The organism is Mycobacterium sp. (genome assembly GCF_032159765.1).
In the GTDB taxonomy this organism is placed as follows: Bacteria; Actinomycetota; Actinomycetes; order Mycobacteriales; family Mycobacteriaceae; genus Mycobacterium.
This window is the reverse complement of the sequence record NZ_JAVHWM010000134.1, coordinates 1-16,041: the sequence shown is the minus strand read 5'-3', so window position 1 is coordinate 16,041 and position 16,041 is coordinate 1. Positions and strand designations below refer to the sequence as shown.

Sequence of the window (16,041 nt, the reverse complement as noted above, 5' to 3'; positions counted from 1 at the left end):
TCCTCACCTAGTATCTAGGGGTTGCCTTGGGCAGACCTCGGTTTTCGCGCGCGTAAACCCTGCGTGCCCTTCGGCTCCAGCAAGACCACGCACGTCGGGTTTCTGGTGGGCTGTGCCCACCAGAGAGACACCGCCGTCGTGCATACAGATAACCAGGTCAGGAGTTTCGGTGATTCAGCAGGAATCGCGGCTCAAGGTCGCCGACAACACGGGCGCCAAGGAGATCTTGTGCATCCGCGTGCTCGGCGGATCGGGACGGCGCTACGCCGGCATCGGTGACGTGATCGTGGCGACGGTCAAAGAAGCCATCCCGGGCGGCAACATCAAGCGCGGTGAAGTGGTGAAGGCCGTGATCGTGCGCACCGTCAAGGAGCGCAGGCGGCCCGACGGCAGCTATATCAAGTTCGACGAGAACGCGGCAGTGATCATCAAGCCCGACAACGACCCGCGCGGCACGCGCATCTTCGGGCCCGTCGGCAGGGAGCTGCGCGAGAAGCGGTTCATGAAGATCGTCTCGCTGGCCCCGGAGGTGCTGTAGATGAAAGTCCACAAGGGCGACACCGTGCTGGTGATCTCAGGCAAGGACAAGGGCGCTAAGGGCAAGGTCCTCAAGGCCTACCCGACCAGAAACAAGGTGCTTGTCGAGGGCGTCAACCGGATCAAGAAGCACACGCCGATAGCCACCAATCAGCGCGGCTCGCAGTCCGGCGGAATCGTCACCCAGGAGGCCCCGATCCACGTCAGCAACGTGATGATCGTCGACTCCGACGGCAAGCCCGCCCGCGTGGGCTACCGCGTCGACGACGAGACCGGTAAGCGAGTGCGCGTCTCCCGCCGCAACGGCAAGGACATCTCATGACGACTACAGAGACACAGAGGGCCCTGCCTCGCCTCAAGCAGCGCTACCGCGAGGAGATCAAGGACGCGCTGAACAAGGAGTTCAACTACGCGAACGTGATGCAGATCCCGGGCATCGTCAAGGTCGTCGTCAACATGGGCGTCGGTGACGCCGCTCGCGACGCGAAGTTGATCAACGGCGCCGTCAATGACCTGGCGCTGATCACCGGGCAGAAGCCCGAGATACGCAAGGCCACGAAATCGATCGCTCAGTTCAAGCTGCGTGAGGGCATGCCGATCGGGGCCCGCGTGACATTGCGTGGCGACCGGATGTGGGAGTTCCTGGACCGACTGATCACGATCGCGCTGCCGCGTATCCGCGACTTCCGCGGATTGTCGCCCAAGCAATTCGACGGCCGCGGCAACTACACCTTCGGGCTGAACGAGCAGTCGGTGTTCCACGAGATCGACGTGGACTCCATCGACCGGCCCCGTGGCATGGACATCACCGTCGTCACCTCGGCGACGAACGACGAAGAAGGAAGAGCGTTGTTGCGGCAACTCGGCTTTCCGTTCAAGGAGAACTGATGGCGAAAAAGGCTCTGGTCAATAAGGCCAACCGTAAGCCGAAATTCAAGGTGCGCGCCTACTCGCGGTGCAACCGGTGCGGCCGTCCGCACGCGGTGTATCGCAAGTTCGGCCTGTGCCGGATCTGCCTGCGGGAATTGGCGCACGCCGGCCAGTTGCCTGGTGTGCAGAAGAGCAGTTGGTGACCTCATGACGATGACTGATCCGATCGCGGACTTTCTGACGCGTATTCGCAACGCCAACTCGGCATATCACGACGAAGTGGCGTTGCCACACAGCAAGATCAAGGCCAACATCGCCGAGATCCTGAAGAAGGAGGGGTACATCTCGGACTACCACACCGAGGATGCCCGCGTCGGCAAATCGCTTGTGGTACAGCTGAAGTACGGTCCGAGTCGCGAGCGCAGCATCGCGGGCCTTCGCCGGATCAGCAAGCCGGGTCTGCGGGTGTACGCGAAATCGACCAACCTTCCGCGCGTGCTGGGAGGTCTTGGCGTGGCCATCATCTCCACGTCGTCCGGTCTGCTCACCGACCGCCAGGCCGCCCGGCAGGGCGTCGGCGGCGAAGTCCTCGCGTACGTGTGGTGAGGGAGGACTAGACATGTCGCGTATTGGCAAGCAACCGATTCCGGTGCCGTCGGGAGTCGACGTCACGATCGAAGGGCAGACCATCTCGGTCAAGGGTCCCAAGGGCACCTTGGCACTCGACGTCGCCGAGCCGATCGTGGTGTCCCGCGACGACGACGGGGCCATCGTGGTCACCCGGCCCGACGACGAGCGGCGCAACCGCTCGCTGCACGGGCTGTCGCGCACGCTGGTGAGCAACCTGGTCACCGGTGTGACGCAGGGCTACACCACGAAGATGGAGATCTTCGGCGTCGGCTACCGCGTTGTGTTGAAGGGCTCCAACCTCGAATTCGCGCTTGGGTACAGCCATCCCGTGGTTATCGAAGCGCCAGAGGGAATCACGTTCGCGGTGGAGACACCGACCAAGTTCTCGATCACAGGTATCGACAAGCAAAAAGTCGGCCAGATCTCGGCGAACATTCGGCGGCTGCGTCGTCCTGATCCCTACAAGGGCAAGGGCGTGCGGTACGAGGGTGAGCAGGTCCGCCGCAAGGTCGGAAAGACAGGCAAGTAGCGATGGCGAGCACAGACACGAATCACAAGCAGGTTGGCCAGAGCGTTTCCGCAATGCGCAGGGCTGCACGGCTGCGCCGCCACGCGAGGCTGCGCAAGAAGGTGTCGGGTACCCCCGAGCGGCCGCGGCTCGTGGTCAACCGGTCGTCGCGGCACATCCACGTGCAGCTGGTCAACGATGTCACCGGCACCACGCTGGCCGCAGCGTCGTCGATCGAGGCGGATGTTCGCGCGGTCGAGGGAGACAAGAAGGCCCACAGCGTGCGCGTGGGGCAGCTGATCGCCGAGCGGGCGAAGGCGGCAGGCATCGACACCGTGGTCTTCGACCGTGGCGGGTACACCTACGGCGGACGGATCGCTGCGCTCGCCGACGCTGCGCGCGAGAGCGGGCTGAAGTTCTGATGACTTTCAATAGAAGGGTTGCATGATGGCCGAGCAGGCGAATAGTCCTGACGCCGCGCCAGTGGCATCGGCGGAGAGCCGATCCGACGGGCGCGAGTCGCGCGGCGGGCGTGACGGCCGCGACGGCCGCGGGCGCCGTGACGACCGCGGTGGCCGTGGTGGCCGCGACGGCGGGGAGAAGAGTAACTACCTCGAGCGGGTCGTCACGATCAACCGCGTCTCGAAGGTGGTCAAGGGTGGTCGCCGGTTCAGCTTCACCGCGTTGGTGATCGTCGGCGACGGCAACGGGATGGTCGGCGTCGGCTACGGCAAGGCCAAAGAGGTCCCGGCTGCGATCGCCAAGGGTGTGGAGGAGGCGCGCAAGAACTTCTTCCGTGTCCCGCTGATCGGCGGAACGATCACTCACCCCGTCCAGGGTGAGAGGGCAGCGGGTGTGGTGATGCTGCGTCCGGCCAGCCCGGGTACCGGCGTGATCGCCGGCGGTGCCTGCCGCGCGGTCCTGGAATGCGCTGGCGTGCATGACATTCTCGCCAAATCGCTGGGCAGTGACAATGCGATCAACGTGGTGCACGCGACTGTGGCCGCGCTCAAGCTGCTGCAGCGTCCGGAGGAAGTGGCGGCCCGTCGCGGTCTGGCGATCGAGGACGTTGCGCCGCCAAGCATGCTGCGCGCGCGCCGGGAGGCCGCGGCGCTGGCTGCCGCGACCCCGCGGGAGGGAACGGCATAATTATGGCGGATATTCGGATTACCCAGGTGCGCAGCACTATCGGCGCCCGGTGGAAGCAGCGCGAGAGCTTGCGGACGTTGGGGTTGCGGCGGATTCGCCATTCCGTTGTCCGTGAGGACAATTCGCAGACCCGCGGGTTGATCGCGGCCGTGCGCCACCTCGTCCAGGTGGAGGAAGTCTCATGAGCGTAATCAAGCTGCACGATCTGCAGCCGGCACCGGGATCGAAGACCAAGCGCACGCGCGTCGGTCGCGGCGAAGGCTCCAAGGGCAAGACAGCCGGCCGCGGCACGAAGGGCACGAAGGCGCGCAAGAACGTGCCAGTGACCTTTGAGGGCGGGCAGATGCCGATCCACATGCGGCTGCCCAAGTTGAAGGGCTTCCGCAACCGGTTCCGCACCGAGTACGAGGTCGTCAACGTCGGCGACCTCAACCGGCTGTTCCCCGACGGCGGCGAGATCGGTGTCGATGAGCTGGTGGCCAAGGGCGCGGTGCGTAAGAACTCGCTCGTCAAGGTTCTGGGCGACGGGAAGCTGGCGGTCAAGCTGTCGGTGAGCGCACACAAGTTCAGCGGCGCCGCGAAGGAAAAGATCACCGCCGCAGGCGGATCCGTCACCGAGCTCTCGTAACTCGGTTCGGCTGGCGCAACAGGAGTCACTCCAGCCTCTCGCCGCGGCGACGCAACTATGCCTTCGGCCCGTGACGCGTGTGGCGTAAGTGAACAAGCCGACTCACGTCAGCTGGGGAATCACCTCTGCGGCCAACCGCTCCATCTGCTCGCGGTCTTCACCCACGTCGGCGCCGACCGGGTTGAGTAACACCATCTCGGCACCGGCGTCGATCACCTCGCGCAGCCCGCGCACGACGTCGTCGGGCGGCCCGTACACCGGAAAAGTTTCAAGACCGGGCATCTTCGGCCCGTAGATCCGCCGCAGCCCGGCCAGCGCGCGTTCGCGGGCGCGGGCAGCGTCGTCGTCGATCATCAGGTACACGCGCTTGCCGATGGTGAAGTTCGCCTTCCCGCGCTCGGCGATCTCACGACGCACCACCTTCGCCACCCCGGCGAACGTTTCGGTGCTTGACGACCCCGCGCCGAGGAACGCATCGCCGAGCCGGACCGCGCGGGCCAACGCCGGGGGAGCAGTGCCACCGAACCAGATCGGCGGATGCGGTCGCTGCACGGGCTTGGGCTGAAAGGGCAGATCGTCGACGTCGCGGAACGAGCCGTGGAACGTCACCCGCGGTTCGTCGGACCAAGCGGCCTTCATCAATTCCAAGCCTTCTGTGAAGCTGCGGATGAAGGTCTGGCGCTCGACTCCAAACGCCGCGAACGGCCGGAAGCCGCCACCGGGTGCCACTCCGAGATCGAGCCGGCCATGGCTGAGCTGGTCGACAGCCGTTGCCGCAGAGGCCAATTGCAGCGGATCGTGCAGCGACGTAATGAGCACAGCAACCCCCAGCCGCAGCCGCGTCGTGCACGACGCCGCCCATGAGAGCAGCTCCAAAGGCGCGATAAGGGGCGCTTCGCTGACCGTGCCTTCCAGCGTCCACCCACCTTCGAACCCGAGCTCTTCGGCCCGTTGAAGATAGCTTCGCGTGCCCTCGGCGTCGAAACCGCCGACGCGATTTTCTCTTCGCGCAAGCGGCTCATCGCCGGCCATTTGGGGAATCGCAATCGAGAACCGCACGCATTCAACCTAGGCGCTGGCCGACGGGGGGTGGGCGGGGGTGTCGTAGCCTCAGGTATATGCCGGACTCACCGAACCCCGTCCCTACCGTCGACGAGGCGATTGACCGCCTGAACATGCCTCTTGTCGACGCGATGATGACGCAGCGAGCGGTACGCCGCGTCCTTCCCGATCCGGTCGACGACGCCGTCGTGCTGAAGTGCATCGAGTTAGCGCTGCGGGCACCCACCGGATCGAACGGGCAGAACTGGGAGTTCATCGTCGTCAAGGACGCCACTGTGAAGGCGCAATTCGCCAAGCGCTACCGGCAGCCTTGGTTGCTGTACGGGGCGATCGCCCGACGCGTGGCCGCCAACGACGAAACGAACAAGAAGATCCTGCGCGCCGTCCAATGGCAGATCGACCACTTCGAGGAGATTCCGGTGCTTGTCGTGCCCTGCCTGCGCGGAGGTATGCGATTGCCCTACATGCCAACACCTTTTGTGGGAGAGACGTCGTATTTCGGATCGATCTACCCGAGCGTGCAGAACTTGTTGCTTGCGGCGCGGGCGATGGGGCTGGGTGCCTCGCTGATCACCATGCCGCTGTGGAGCGTGACGTCGGCGCGCAGAATCCTTGGCCTGCCGCTGACAGTCACACCGGTGTGCATGGTGCCGCTCGGTTGGCCACGCGGCCGCTACGGCCCGACCACTCGCAAGCCCGTCGAAGAGGTGGCCCACCTCGACAGCTACGGCAACCGCGCCTGGCTGTCGCGTGGCGATCGAGTCACCGGATGACCCGGTAGCGAAGGTGGGCTACGCCAGGAGCCTCCAGCACCCGGACGAGCTCCAAAGCGGGCGTGCCGGCCTCGAACCCGTCGAACAGGCGCTCACCCGCGCCTAGGATCACCGGATTCACCTGGAGGTCGATCTCATCGACCAGCCCGGCTTCGATCGCCTGACGTGCACACGAGGCCCCTCCCGCGATGGAGATCGCCTGACCCCCTGCGGCCGCCTGCGCTTGTTCATACGCGGCTTCGATCCCGTCGGTCACGAAGTGAAACGTGGTGCCGCCGGCCATGGAGATCTGCTCGCGTGCGTAATGCGTGAGTACAAAGACAGGGCAATGGTAGGGAGGATCCTCACCCCACCAACCCTTCCATTCCACGTCCCACTCACCACGAATCGGGCCGAACATATTGCGGCCCATAATCGTTGCCCCCATTCCGTCCATCATGTCCGAGACCACCTGGAGGTTGACCGGATGGTTCTTGGCCGCGCCGAGGTGCCATTGGTGCAGTGCCTCGCCGCCGATACCAAGTGGGTGTTGCTCGGATTGGCCGGGACCTGCGACATAGCCATCCGCGGAGATCGACATTGAGAGATTGGTTCTGGTCACGTCACTGCAGACCTCTGAGGTAGGGAAAACTCATCGGAAGCCTAGCTGCGCGGGCTGATCTGTAGGCTCGGCCCATGTTCGATTTCCTGCCCGGCATTCCCAGCCTCGACGACCTGCGGTCAGTCGGTCGCAAAGTCGACACCGTCCGTCATCACGGCGTACCGAACGGCTGCGTGCTGGAACTGGACCTTCTCGCCGCACCCCCGGAAACCAGCAGCTTCGACCCGTTCGCACTGATCTCCGGCGGCGGCAGACCGTTGCTGCTGCGCGACGCCGTCGCCGCGATTCATCGCGCCGCCGAGGACCCGCGGGTCAGCGGACTGATTGCCCGCGTGCAGATTCCGGCCGCACCCGCCGCGCCGGTGGAGGAACTGCGCGAGGCGATCGCGGTATTCGCCGCGGCGAAGCCGGCACTGGCCTGGGCCGAGACCTATCCGGGCACGCTGTCGTACTATCTCGCGTCCGCATTCAGCGAGGTGTGGATGCAGCCGTCGGGCACCGTCGGCCTGGTCGGGTTCGCCGCGCACGCAATGTTCCTCCGCGGTGCCCTCGACAAGGCAGGTGTCGAGGCGCAATTCGTCGCGCGTGGTGAATACAAGTCTGCGGCAAACCTTTTCACGCAGGAGAGCTACACAGACGCTCATCGCGAGGCTGACAGCCGACTGCTGGAAAGCCTGCACGGCCAGGTGTGGGAGGCCGTGGCCGAGTCACGCAAGCTCGACGCGGCCGAGCTTGACGCTCTCGCCGACCGCGCGCCGCTGCTACGCGACGACGCCGTCGCCGGCAAGCTTGTCGACCGGATCGGGTATCGCGACGAGGCCTACGAGCGGATCGCCGAACTGGTCGATGAGCGCTCGCGCGAAGAGCGTCGGGGCGGTGCCGACGAGGACCCGCCTCGGCTGTACCTCGCCCGCTATGCCCGTGCCACGTCGCACCGGAGTTCCCTTCCCGCCCCGAAAGTGCCTGGGCGCAAAGCCAAGCCGACAATCGCGGTGGTCACCGTAGCCGGGCCGATCGTCAGCGGCCGCGGCGGCTCGCGCCCATTGCCCTTGGTGTCCAACAGCTCTGGCGGTGACACGATCGCCGCGGCGCTGCGCGAAGCCGCCGCCGACGACGACATCGCCGCCGTGGTACTGCGCGTCGACAGTCCCGGCGGCTCGGTCACCGGTTCGGAGACCATCTGGCGGGAGGTTGCCCGGGTGCGCGGCGAGGGCAAGCCCGTCGTCGCGTCGATGGGCGCGGTCGCGGCATCCGGCGGCTACTACGTGTCGATGGGAGCCGACGCGATCGTCGCGAACGCAGGCACGATCACCGGCTCGATCGGTGTGGTGACAGGCAAGCTGGTGGCGCGCGGCCTGAAAGAACGATTGGGTGTCGGCTCGGATGTGGTGCGTACCAACGCGAATGCCGATGCGTGGTCGACGGATGCGCCCTTCACCTCCGAACAGCACGCCCAGGTCGAAGCCGAAGCCGATTTGTTCTACCGCGACTTCGTGGCGCGGGTCGCCGACGGACGCAACATGCCGGTGGCCGATGTGGAGGAGGTGGCACGCGGCCGAGTGTGGACAGGCGCCGACGCACTCGAACACGGGTTGGTCGACGAGCTCGGAGGTCTGCGCACCGCAATCGCACGGGCGAAGATCCTCGCCGGACTCGACGTCGACGAGGACGTGCCCATCGTCGACTACCCCGGTTCTTCGCTGATGGACATGCTGCGCCCGCGGCCGTCGTCACAACCGGCCGCCGCGTCGCTGCCGGACGCGGTCGCGGCCGTATTGACGCGTTCGGTGGCTGGCATCGTCGAGCAGGCCGAGCGTTCGCTGTCCGGAGCCAGCGTGCTCTGGCTCGGCGATCACCGGTTCTGATGCCATGGCGTTGTCGGCCGCCGGCCAGCGGGTACTGATCACCGGCGCCTCCTCCGGGATTGGCGCCGCGCTGGCCCGTCAGCTCGCCGACCAGGGCGCGATCGTCGGCCTGATCGCGCGCCGACGTGACCGCCTGGCCGAGGTGCTGGCCGACTGCGCTACGCCCGGGTCGGCGATGTGGGTCGCCGACCTCGCAGACACGTCGGCGATAAGTGAACTGGCACAGCAGGCCTGGGACACGCTCGGCGGGATCGACGTGCTGATCAACAACGCCGCCGTCCCTAAACGCCGCCGCGTCACCGAGCTGGATGCAGACGACGTCGAGGACGTCATGCGCGTCAACTTCTTCGGCCCGATGCGCCTCACTCTCGCGGTCCTGCCGCGGATGCTTGCCCGTGATGCGGGGATGATCGTCAACGTGTCGAGCGTCGGCGGCCGGCTCGGGATCATCCACGAAGCCGCCTACTGCGCAAGCAAATTCGCGTTGTGCGGCTGGAGCGAATCCATGGCTGTCGACCTGCACGGCACGGGCGTCACGGTGAAGCTGATCCAGCCGGGGCCCGTCGACACCGAGATCTGGGACCAGCCGGGCAGCGAACGGCCCTTGTACGAGGGGCCGAAGTTCCCGGCCGACGAGGTGGCGCGCGACATCATCGCGGCGCTGGGCACCGACCGGTTCGAGCACTACGTCCCGGACATGAAGGTGGTCGTCGACATGAAGAACACGGACATCGACACCTACATCACCGGCGCTGCGGGCATGGCCCGGCCATGAAGGCCCTCGTCTACGGGGTGGCGCCCCAGCCGTACGACGTTCCCGACGACGCGAACATCCTCACCCAGAACCTCGCCCGGTCGCCGGTCGCGCTGCAGGATGTGCCGGATCCACAACCGCTGCACGATGATTGGGTGGTCACCCGGCCGCGCCTGACAGGAATCTGCGGATCGGACTCCAAGCAGATCCTGCTCGATTTCGGCGAGGGCGATGTCGACAACGCGATGGCGGCGTTCTGCTCGTTTCCTCAGGTGATGGGCCACGAGGTGGTGGCCGACGTAGTAGCGCTCGGGCCGAGAGCCCGCGGCCTGGACGCGGGGCAACGGGTGGTGCTCAACCCTCCCCCGCGAGCGGGAGGTGCCCCCAGGCTGTCGTGCGGGCCCAGGGGTATCGAACCTCGTTGCCCTGCATGTGAAATCGGCGACTACAGCCTGTGCTGGAGCTTCACCGACGGCGATATCAAGCCGGGCATTCACACCGGGGTGTCCGCCGACGTCACCGGGGGTTACGCACAGCTAATGCCCGCGCACGACTCGATGTTGTTTCCAGTGCCGGACTCAGTGCCCGACGAAATCGCGGTGTTCGCCGATCCGTTCTCGGTGTCACTGCACGCCGTCACCCGCCACCCGCCGCCCGCGTCGGGACGGGTGCTCGTCTACGGCGCGGGTTCGTTGGGACTGTGCGCGGTCGCGCTGTTGCGTGCGTTGTACCCAGATGTGGCAGTGGCGGTGGTCGCGCGCTTCGACGCCCAGGCTGAACTGGCCCGCCGGTTCGGTGCCACCGTCGTGCTCGCGCACGAGCCACGCTTGACGGTCATTGAGGAGATCGTGGCCTGGGGTGGTGGCAAGTTGTGGCAGCCGCTGCAGGGCCTCCCGATGGCGCACCCGGGGGCGGTTGACGTGGTCTACGACACCGTGGGCAAGCCCGAGACGTTCGAAGTCGGTGTGCGCGTGCTGAAGTCGCGGGGAACTCTGGTGAAAGCGGGCGTCCATGCGCCCGGCCGGTGGGAGTGGAGCCCGCTGTATTTCAAGGAGATCAGCTGGGTCGGCTCGAACGCGTTCGGCGTCGAGGAGGTCGAGGGGGAGCGCAAGCACGCGATCGCACACTATCTCGATCTGGCCGCTGACGGCCGAATCGACCTGCGGCCCATGCTTACTCACACATTCGCGCTGGACCAGTGGCGGGATGCGTTCCTCGCGATTGCCAACCAGGGGGAGTCAGGAGCCGTCAAGGTCGCGATCGATCAGCGCTGACCTCGGCGACAACCGAATTGAGCAGATTTGCAACGAGATCGGGCCGGGAAAGCATCGGCGAGTGGCTCGTCGGCATGGACAACCCGGTACCTACATGGGCGCGCGCCGCGGTCATGTACTCCTGCGTGAAGACGTTATCCAATTCGCACTGCACGTACGTCGTCGGCACCTCACGCCACGCCGGCCGCTCCATCACGAACTTCATGCCCTCGGCCGACGACGAACACAACTTGGCGATCGCCCACTCGGCGTCGGCAGTGGTGCAGTCCCCGTAGAACAGCTCGGTCGCACGCTCGGGTTTGGGCGTCATGACGCCAGCGGCATCGGTGGCCACCATCTCGAAAAAGTGCGATGTCGTCGGCAGGGTGGGGAACCATTCCCAGTCGTCGAGCACATACGCGGCGAGCAGCACCATCCGCGTGATCTTCTCCGGAGTCAGCGCTGTGGCGGCATAACCGCCAAATGAGTGGCCGCACACGATGACTGGGCCGCGCTCGGCAGCCGCGTCAACCGCCTGCTGGGCGGGTCCCGGGTCCATGGGGTTGCGCGAGAGATCCGGCGTCGCGACCACGACGTCGCCACCCCGCAGAAGTGGAACCAGCCTGTCCCAGCACCAGGGGCCGTGAAACATGCCGTGAACCAGAACGATGGTGATCATCCTGTATCGATAACACGCTCCCGCCGACGTGATATGGCTAATCGCGCATGAGCAGCGGACTCCTCCGTTAAATTCGACTTCACGCCGTGCGCGGATGTCCCGCATCCGATCAACGAGGGGTGATGGCGATGGCGAAGCAGCACGATGTGCGAACCGACGCCGTTGTGCAGGAACGACTCCTGCCGATGTTCCAGGGCGCGGCAGCGATCACCCTGCCGTTCGTAGTGGTGACCTATGTCCTCGTGAGCTATCTACTGGCCAAGTTTTATGAGGTGTTCGGGATCACGTTGGACGAGGCTGGGATCAACCAGACCGTCCTGCTGGGCCGCATGGCGACGGTGATTGTGGTCCTGATCGCCGTGATCGTTCCTTTGACGTGCGCGATCGTGACGTTCGTGTGGCTGCTCAACTGGATGACTGGCGGGCGTCTTCGCACTGTGCTCCGCACGGCTTGGCGGCAGCCCTGGGGGCAGGCCCTCGTCGTGATGCTGCTCGTCGTCTGGTTGTTTCTCGACAGCACGCCGTCACATTTGCCCTGGATCATCGGAGCCATCGTGGCTCTTGTGCCGGCCTTGATCCTCTCGAACGTTCTTGTCACAGGGGTGGACCGAAAGACGGGCGGGCGGCTGGCACGTTTCGTTGCGAGCGCCCGCCGGGGCGATTCCGTGCCGTGGCTTGTAATTACATCGTTGGCCGGTATCGGCTACACCGTCGGCGGTTACGCCCTCGCGTGGGACGAACGCGATGGTGAATTAGGTTTCACGGGGAAAATCTTATTCGGCTCGTTCGTCCCGGTTCTTCTGATCGCCGTATTCCCCGTGTTTTTCGTGCCATTCAGGCTCCTGCGGCAAACCCGCTACTTCCGTATCGTCACGGCGACCATCGTGTCGGTTCTTGTCGCCATAGTGCTGAGCGCCTACGCCGTGAGTGCCGTCGCGAGCGCAGCGCGGGATCTCCACGACCACGGAAGATTTCCGCCTGCTTTGCGTGAGTTGTTGGGCGTCCAGCCACAAATCGCGACCGTCATCTGGCACAACGTCAACGACCAGAAGCCAATTACTCCGGATGACCAAACTGTCCTCGTGCTTGGTCAAAGCGAAGACGCCGTCTGGGTGTACGACTGCTCCAAAAAGCGCACAATCCGCGTCGCCGGTAGCGACGTCGTCGCCACGAAACTGGAACTAGATCCCGGGAGAGCCCTGACATGCTAGTGAGCGACGACGATCAGGGAAGCCCTCCAGAGGAGGTGCGGGCTCAGGGGCGCAATGGATTTGGAATCGGCGCGCTTGTCCTCGGAATTTTCAGCATCGCAGCCTCTCCAGTACTTGGTGGCGTCACCCTGGGTATCCCTGGAATCTGCCTGGGCGTCATGGGAATTCGTAACATCAGGCAGGGCGTCGCATCGAACATGGCGATCGTGATCATGGGTATGGCGCTGTCCGCTCTCGGCCTGATCCTGACCATCGCGGTTGGGATTGTTTATATCGTTTGGCGTCCGAAGCTGCCGGGTTGAGTCACTACATCGGGTTGGCGCGCAGATATGTGTAGACGCCCGCGAAGTTGCGGTTGATCTCATCCGGTATGGGTACGGGCCCGCCGAGTGCCTTTGCCCCCCAGACGATCTGCGCGGTCCGCTCGACGAGCGCGGTCACATGCAGCACCTTGTCGGGGCGTGGGCCCACGGCCACCAGGCCGTGGTTGGCGATCAGCGCCGCCGCCCGGCCCTGCAGCGCCTTCACCGCGTTGGTGCCCACGTCCGGCGTGCCGGAGGCGGCGTACTCCGTGACGAGAACATCGCCTCCGCAGTAGACGGCGAACTCGTCGATGCAGGCGGGGATCGGCTGTTGCGCGATGGCGAACATCGTCGCCCACACGGGGTGGCTGTGGATCACGCTGCCGACGTCGTCGAACGCCTGATAGCACGCGAGGTGCAGCTTCATCTCCGATGAGGGGGCCCGGCCATCCTTGGCCTCGAGCACATTGCCGTCCGCGTCGACGAGCACGAGGTCGTCCAATTCCATGTCGGCGTAATCGACCGACGACGGGGTGACGACGACGTTGCCGTCCTCGCGCCGGGCCGAGATGTTGCCCGCGGTTCCCTCGACCAGCCCCCGCCGCAACATGTCCTTGGCGGCGGCCAGCACCGCGGTCTCGGGGTTGTCGACGAACCTCATTGGAGCACCTCCGGGTTGACGATATGGGCAGGCGTTCTGCCCGACAGGAGGGCGTCGAGATCGTCGGCAACCATCTGCGCCTGCCTGGCCTCAGTGTTCCACGTGGCTCCGCCGATATGCGGCGTCAGGACCACGTTGGGCATCGCCGTCAGCGGATGATCCGTCGGCAGCCATTCCCCGACGAAATGGTCGAGCCCCGCGGCGCCCACTTTGCCGCTGCGCAGCGCGTCGACTAACGCATCGGTGTCGTGCAGCTGGGCGCGGGCGGTGTTGAGGAACACCACCCCGTCGCGCATCGCGGCGAACTGCGCGGCACCGATCATCCCGGCTGTGTCGTCGGTGACCGGTGCGTGCAGGGAGACCACATCGGCCTCGGCCAGCACCTCGTCGATGCTGTGACGGGCCTCGTCGTTGTACGGGTCGGAGGCGATGACCGACATGCCCAGCCCGGTCAACCGCCATGCCAGTGCCCGGCCGACCGCGCCGAGACCCACCAGTCCGGCCGTGCGCCCAGCGACCTCCCAGGCCCGGAACCGCTGATATGGGATGGTGCCGTCGCGGAACGCCTGGCCCGCCCTGACGTCCGCATCTGCGGTCACCAGATGTCGGGTGGCGGCGAACAGGAGTGCCAGCGTCATCTCGGCGACCGCGTCGGCGTTGCGCGCAGGCGTGTACAGCACAGGGACTCCTGCGGCCGTCGCCGCAGCCACGTCGACGTTGTTCGGGTCTCCGCGCGTGGAGGCGACTGCTCGCAGCCCCAGCTCGAAGACCGGTCCGCTCACCGAATCGCTCTCCACCACAACAACATCGGCGCCCTCTGCGCGGATCCGCTCGGCGAGCTGCTCAGCGCTGTAGATCCGCAGCGGGGTCTGGTCGATCCACGGGTCGTAGACGACATCGGCCAGCTGCCGCAGCTTGTCCAGGCCTGGCCCACGCAACGGAGCGGTCACCAGCGCGCGAAGTCGGGTCACGTCTGCACATGCTGGCGTACGGTGACGCCCGTGTCACGCGGTTCTTCTTCCGAGGTCACGGTCGGCATCGACATCGGCACCACGGCCGTCAAGGCCGTGGCCGCCGACGAACATGGCCGGGTGCTCGCCAGAGCGCGGATCCCGCACGAGGTGCGGGTGCCCGACGCCGACCGCCTCGAGCACGACGCCGACGACGCCTGGCGCGCGGGCCCCTCTGTTGCCATGCGCCAATTGGCTCAGCCCGACGCGCTGGCGGCCGCGGTGTCGGCGATGGTGCCGTCGCTGACCGCCGTCGATGCGGAGGGCCGGCCGATCACTCCTGGCCTGTTGTACGGCGACGCTCGCGGGCGCGGCAGTACGGGACGCTCTCCCGTCGCTTCGTTCGCCCCGGAGCCAGGCGCATTCCTGACCGGCGAGATGGCCGAATTCCTGCGATGGACCGCGAAGCAGGCACCTGAGGCAGCCGGGTACTGGCCTGCGCCCGCGGTGGCCAACTACGCGCTGGCGGGGGAGGCCGTGATCGATCTCGCCACCGCGGGCACCGCATACCCATTGTTCGACGGTTCCGGCTGGAGCGCGTCGGCATGCGGGGAACTCGGGGTTTCGACGGACCGCATGCCGCGTGTCGAGATGATGGGCGCCGCTGTTGGCAGAGTCTTCGGAACCGACACGGTGCTGGCGGCCGGCGCGATCGACGCGCTGTGCGAACAACTGGTCGCCGGTGCTGACGGCGAGGGGGACGTGCTCGTCGTGTGCGGCACCACGTTGATCGTCTGGGCGACGACCTCGCAGGCGAATGAGGTACCGGGGTTGTGGACCGTTCCGCGCCTCTTGCCGGGGCTGAGCCAGATGGGCGGTGCCAGCAACGCAGGTGGCCTGTTCCTGAACTGGGTGGATCGCCTTGTGGGCCAAGGTAATACGACCCAGAGCCCGACGTCACAGTCTGATCCGCGCCGGGTTCCAGTCTGGTCGCCGTACGTGCGTGGTGAGCGAACCCCGCTGCACGACCCGGACCGGCGTGCAGCGCTGGACGGCCTGGATCTCACCCACGACGCCGCGACGTTGCGGCGCGCGGCGTTTGAGGCGTCGGCGTTCGTGGTGCGCCATCTCATCGACCTGAGCGGAGTACCCGTGTCGCGCGTCGTCGCGACCGGCGGCGGCACCCGCGTCGAGCCGTGGATGCAGGCGATCGCCGACGCGACCGGCGTGCCGGTCGAGGTGTCTGGCGTCGCGGAGGGCGCGGCACTGGGCGCGGCATTCATGGCGAGAATGGCGGTGGGACTGGAGTCCTCGATGACCGATGCCGCCCGCTGGGCCTCGACGCAGCACATCGTCGAGCCGGACCCGGCTTGGACGTCGGCCACGCAGGATCGCTACGCGCGATTCCTCGAGCTGAGCGGATGGCCCGTCTAGCTGCCGCGAGCGTGCGCGAAATCGGGTCCTGGCACCGGCGTGTCGGCTGCAGACACGCACGCTCGCGCAAAGAGGAGGTGAACTAGGGCAGTACGGCGCTGACGTAGCTGAGGTTCGCGAAGGGCGTGTGGGTCTCCTCGGGAAACTCGAAACCGTTGGCGGCGTAAGCATCCC

22 protein-coding genes are annotated in these 16,041 nt (G+C 66.0%); 17 read left to right on the top strand and 5 right to left on the bottom strand.

Features of this window, described 5'->3' with window-relative positions; genetic code table 11:
* Positions 1-169: 169 nt before the first annotated feature.
* From rplN to rplO, 10 genes are read left to right on the top strand one after another with little or no spacing between them, the layout of a single operon-like run.
* Positions 170-538: a 50S ribosomal protein L14 gene (gene rplN / locus QOH60_RS15245; protein ID WP_526421752.1), complete on the top strand. Its 369-nt coding sequence runs from the start codon at positions 170-172 to the stop codon at positions 536-538.
* The gene (rplX, locus tag QOH60_RS15240; RefSeq protein WP_526421750.1) at positions 539-859 is read left to right on the top strand and encodes a 50S ribosomal protein L24; all 321 of its coding nucleotides are present in this window, start codon (positions 539-541) and stop codon (positions 857-859) included.
* The gene (gene rplE / locus QOH60_RS15235) at positions 856-1,425 is read left to right on the top strand and encodes a 50S ribosomal protein L5 (protein ID WP_526421748.1); all 570 of its coding nucleotides are present in this window, start codon (positions 856-858) and stop codon (positions 1,423-1,425) included. Before rplX ends, rplE begins: the two co-directional genes overlap by 4 nt.
* Positions 1,425-1,610 carry a type Z 30S ribosomal protein S14 gene (locus QOH60_RS15230; RefSeq protein WP_526421746.1) on the top strand — a complete coding sequence of 62 codons (186 nt, stop codon included), beginning with the start codon at positions 1,425-1,427 and terminating at the stop codon, positions 1,608-1,610. The genes rplE and QOH60_RS15230 overlap by 1 nt, the downstream gene beginning before the upstream one ends.
* A gap of 4 nt (positions 1,611-1,614) precedes the next feature.
* Entirely contained in the window at positions 1,615-2,013 is a 399-nt protein-coding gene (gene rpsH / locus QOH60_RS15225) for a 30S ribosomal protein S8 (RefSeq protein ID WP_526421744.1), read from the top strand.
* A 13-nt stretch (positions 2,014-2,026) separates the two neighbouring features.
* Positions 2,027-2,566 carry a 50S ribosomal protein L6 gene (gene rplF / locus QOH60_RS15220; protein WP_526421742.1) on the top strand — a complete coding sequence of 180 codons (540 nt, stop codon included), beginning with the start codon at positions 2,027-2,029 and terminating at the stop codon, positions 2,564-2,566.
* 2 nt (positions 2,567-2,568) lie between these two features.
* Positions 2,569-2,967: a 50S ribosomal protein L18 gene (rplR, locus tag QOH60_RS15215; protein ID WP_526421740.1), complete on the top strand. Its 399-nt coding sequence runs from the start codon at positions 2,569-2,571 to the stop codon at positions 2,965-2,967.
* Between the two features lie 25 nt (positions 2,968-2,992).
* Entirely contained in the window at positions 2,993-3,694 is a 702-nt protein-coding gene (gene rpsE / locus QOH60_RS15210; RefSeq protein WP_526421902.1) for a 30S ribosomal protein S5, read from the top strand.
* Between the two features lie 2 nt (positions 3,695-3,696).
* Positions 3,697-3,879, top strand: a complete 183-nt coding sequence (gene rpmD, locus QOH60_RS15205) for a 50S ribosomal protein L30 (RefSeq protein WP_526421738.1) — start codon at positions 3,697-3,699, stop codon at positions 3,877-3,879.
* On the top strand, positions 3,876-4,322 hold the full coding sequence (gene rplO, locus QOH60_RS15200) for a 50S ribosomal protein L15 (RefSeq protein ID WP_526421736.1): 447 nt from the start codon (positions 3,876-3,878) through the stop codon (positions 4,320-4,322). The genes rpmD and rplO overlap by 4 nt, the downstream gene beginning before the upstream one ends.
* Positions 4,323-4,424: 102 nt before the next feature.
* On the opposite strand, the gene QOH60_RS15195 is transcribed toward rplO, so the two are convergent.
* Positions 4,425-5,381, bottom strand: a complete 957-nt coding sequence (locus QOH60_RS15195; RefSeq protein ID WP_526421734.1) for an LLM class flavin-dependent oxidoreductase — start codon at positions 5,379-5,381, stop codon at positions 4,425-4,427.
* Between the two features lie 59 nt (positions 5,382-5,440).
* Here QOH60_RS15195 and QOH60_RS15190 point away from each other — a divergent pair, with 59 nt between their 5' ends.
* Positions 5,441-6,157 (top strand): nitroreductase family protein, encoded by a 717-nt coding sequence (locus QOH60_RS15190; protein WP_526421732.1) that lies wholly within the window; start codon positions 5,441-5,443, stop codon positions 6,155-6,157.
* Here QOH60_RS15190 and QOH60_RS15185 read toward each other — a convergent pair.
* Complete coding sequence (locus QOH60_RS15185; RefSeq protein WP_526421730.1) at positions 6,147-6,758, bottom strand: dihydrofolate reductase family protein; 612 nt, start codon at positions 6,756-6,758, stop codon at positions 6,147-6,149. The two genes, QOH60_RS15190 and QOH60_RS15185, sit on opposite strands and share 11 nt — an antisense overlap.
* Before the next feature lie 74 nt (positions 6,759-6,832).
* Between QOH60_RS15185 and sppA the strand changes: the two genes are divergently transcribed.
* Genes sppA through QOH60_RS15170 form a run of 3 tightly spaced genes read left to right on the top strand, consistent with a single transcriptional unit; the run spans position 6,833 to position 10,651 of the window.
* Complete coding sequence (sppA, locus tag QOH60_RS15180; RefSeq protein ID WP_526421728.1) at positions 6,833-8,623, top strand: signal peptide peptidase SppA; 1,791 nt, start codon at positions 6,833-6,835, stop codon at positions 8,621-8,623.
* Between the two features lie 4 nt (positions 8,624-8,627).
* Positions 8,628-9,398 (top strand): SDR family NAD(P)-dependent oxidoreductase, encoded by a 771-nt coding sequence (locus QOH60_RS15175; RefSeq protein WP_526421726.1) that lies wholly within the window; start codon positions 8,628-8,630, stop codon positions 9,396-9,398.
* Positions 9,395-10,651, top strand: coding sequence for a zinc-dependent alcohol dehydrogenase (locus QOH60_RS15170; protein WP_526421724.1), 1,257 nt, complete (start codon positions 9,395-9,397; stop codon positions 10,649-10,651). The genes QOH60_RS15175 and QOH60_RS15170 overlap by 4 nt, the downstream gene beginning before the upstream one ends.
* Here QOH60_RS15170 and QOH60_RS15165 read toward each other — a convergent pair.
* Positions 10,626-11,309, bottom strand: a complete 684-nt coding sequence (locus QOH60_RS15165; RefSeq protein WP_526421722.1) for an alpha/beta fold hydrolase — start codon at positions 11,307-11,309, stop codon at positions 10,626-10,628. The genes QOH60_RS15170 and QOH60_RS15165 overlap by 26 nt on opposite strands.
* Positions 11,310-11,437: 128 nt before the next feature.
* Between QOH60_RS15165 and QOH60_RS15160 the strand changes: the two genes are divergently transcribed.
* Positions 11,438-12,520 (top strand): hypothetical protein, encoded by a 1,083-nt coding sequence (locus QOH60_RS15160; RefSeq protein ID WP_526421720.1) that lies wholly within the window; start codon positions 11,438-11,440, stop codon positions 12,518-12,520.
* A complete protein-coding gene (locus tag QOH60_RS15155) occupies positions 12,520-12,822 on the top strand; it encodes a hypothetical protein (RefSeq protein WP_526421718.1) in 303 nt (100 codons plus the stop codon). Before QOH60_RS15160 ends, QOH60_RS15155 begins: the two co-directional genes overlap by 1 nt.
* Before the next feature lie 4 nt (positions 12,823-12,826).
* On the opposite strand, the gene QOH60_RS15150 is transcribed toward QOH60_RS15155, so the two are convergent.
* On the bottom strand, positions 12,827-13,483 hold the full coding sequence (locus QOH60_RS15150; protein ID WP_526421716.1) for an L-fuculose-phosphate aldolase: 657 nt from the start codon (positions 13,481-13,483) through the stop codon (positions 12,827-12,829).
* A complete protein-coding gene (locus tag QOH60_RS15145) occupies positions 13,480-14,454 on the bottom strand; it encodes an NAD(P)-dependent oxidoreductase (protein WP_526421714.1) in 975 nt (324 codons plus the stop codon). The genes QOH60_RS15150 and QOH60_RS15145 overlap by 4 nt, the downstream gene beginning before the upstream one ends.
* Positions 14,455-14,475: 21 nt before the next feature.
* Between QOH60_RS15145 and QOH60_RS15140 the strand changes: the two genes are divergently transcribed.
* Positions 14,476-15,867 carry a xylulokinase gene (locus QOH60_RS15140; protein ID WP_526421712.1) on the top strand — a complete coding sequence of 464 codons (1,392 nt, stop codon included), beginning with the start codon at positions 14,476-14,478 and terminating at the stop codon, positions 15,865-15,867.
* Positions 15,868-16,041: the final 174 nt, after the last annotated feature.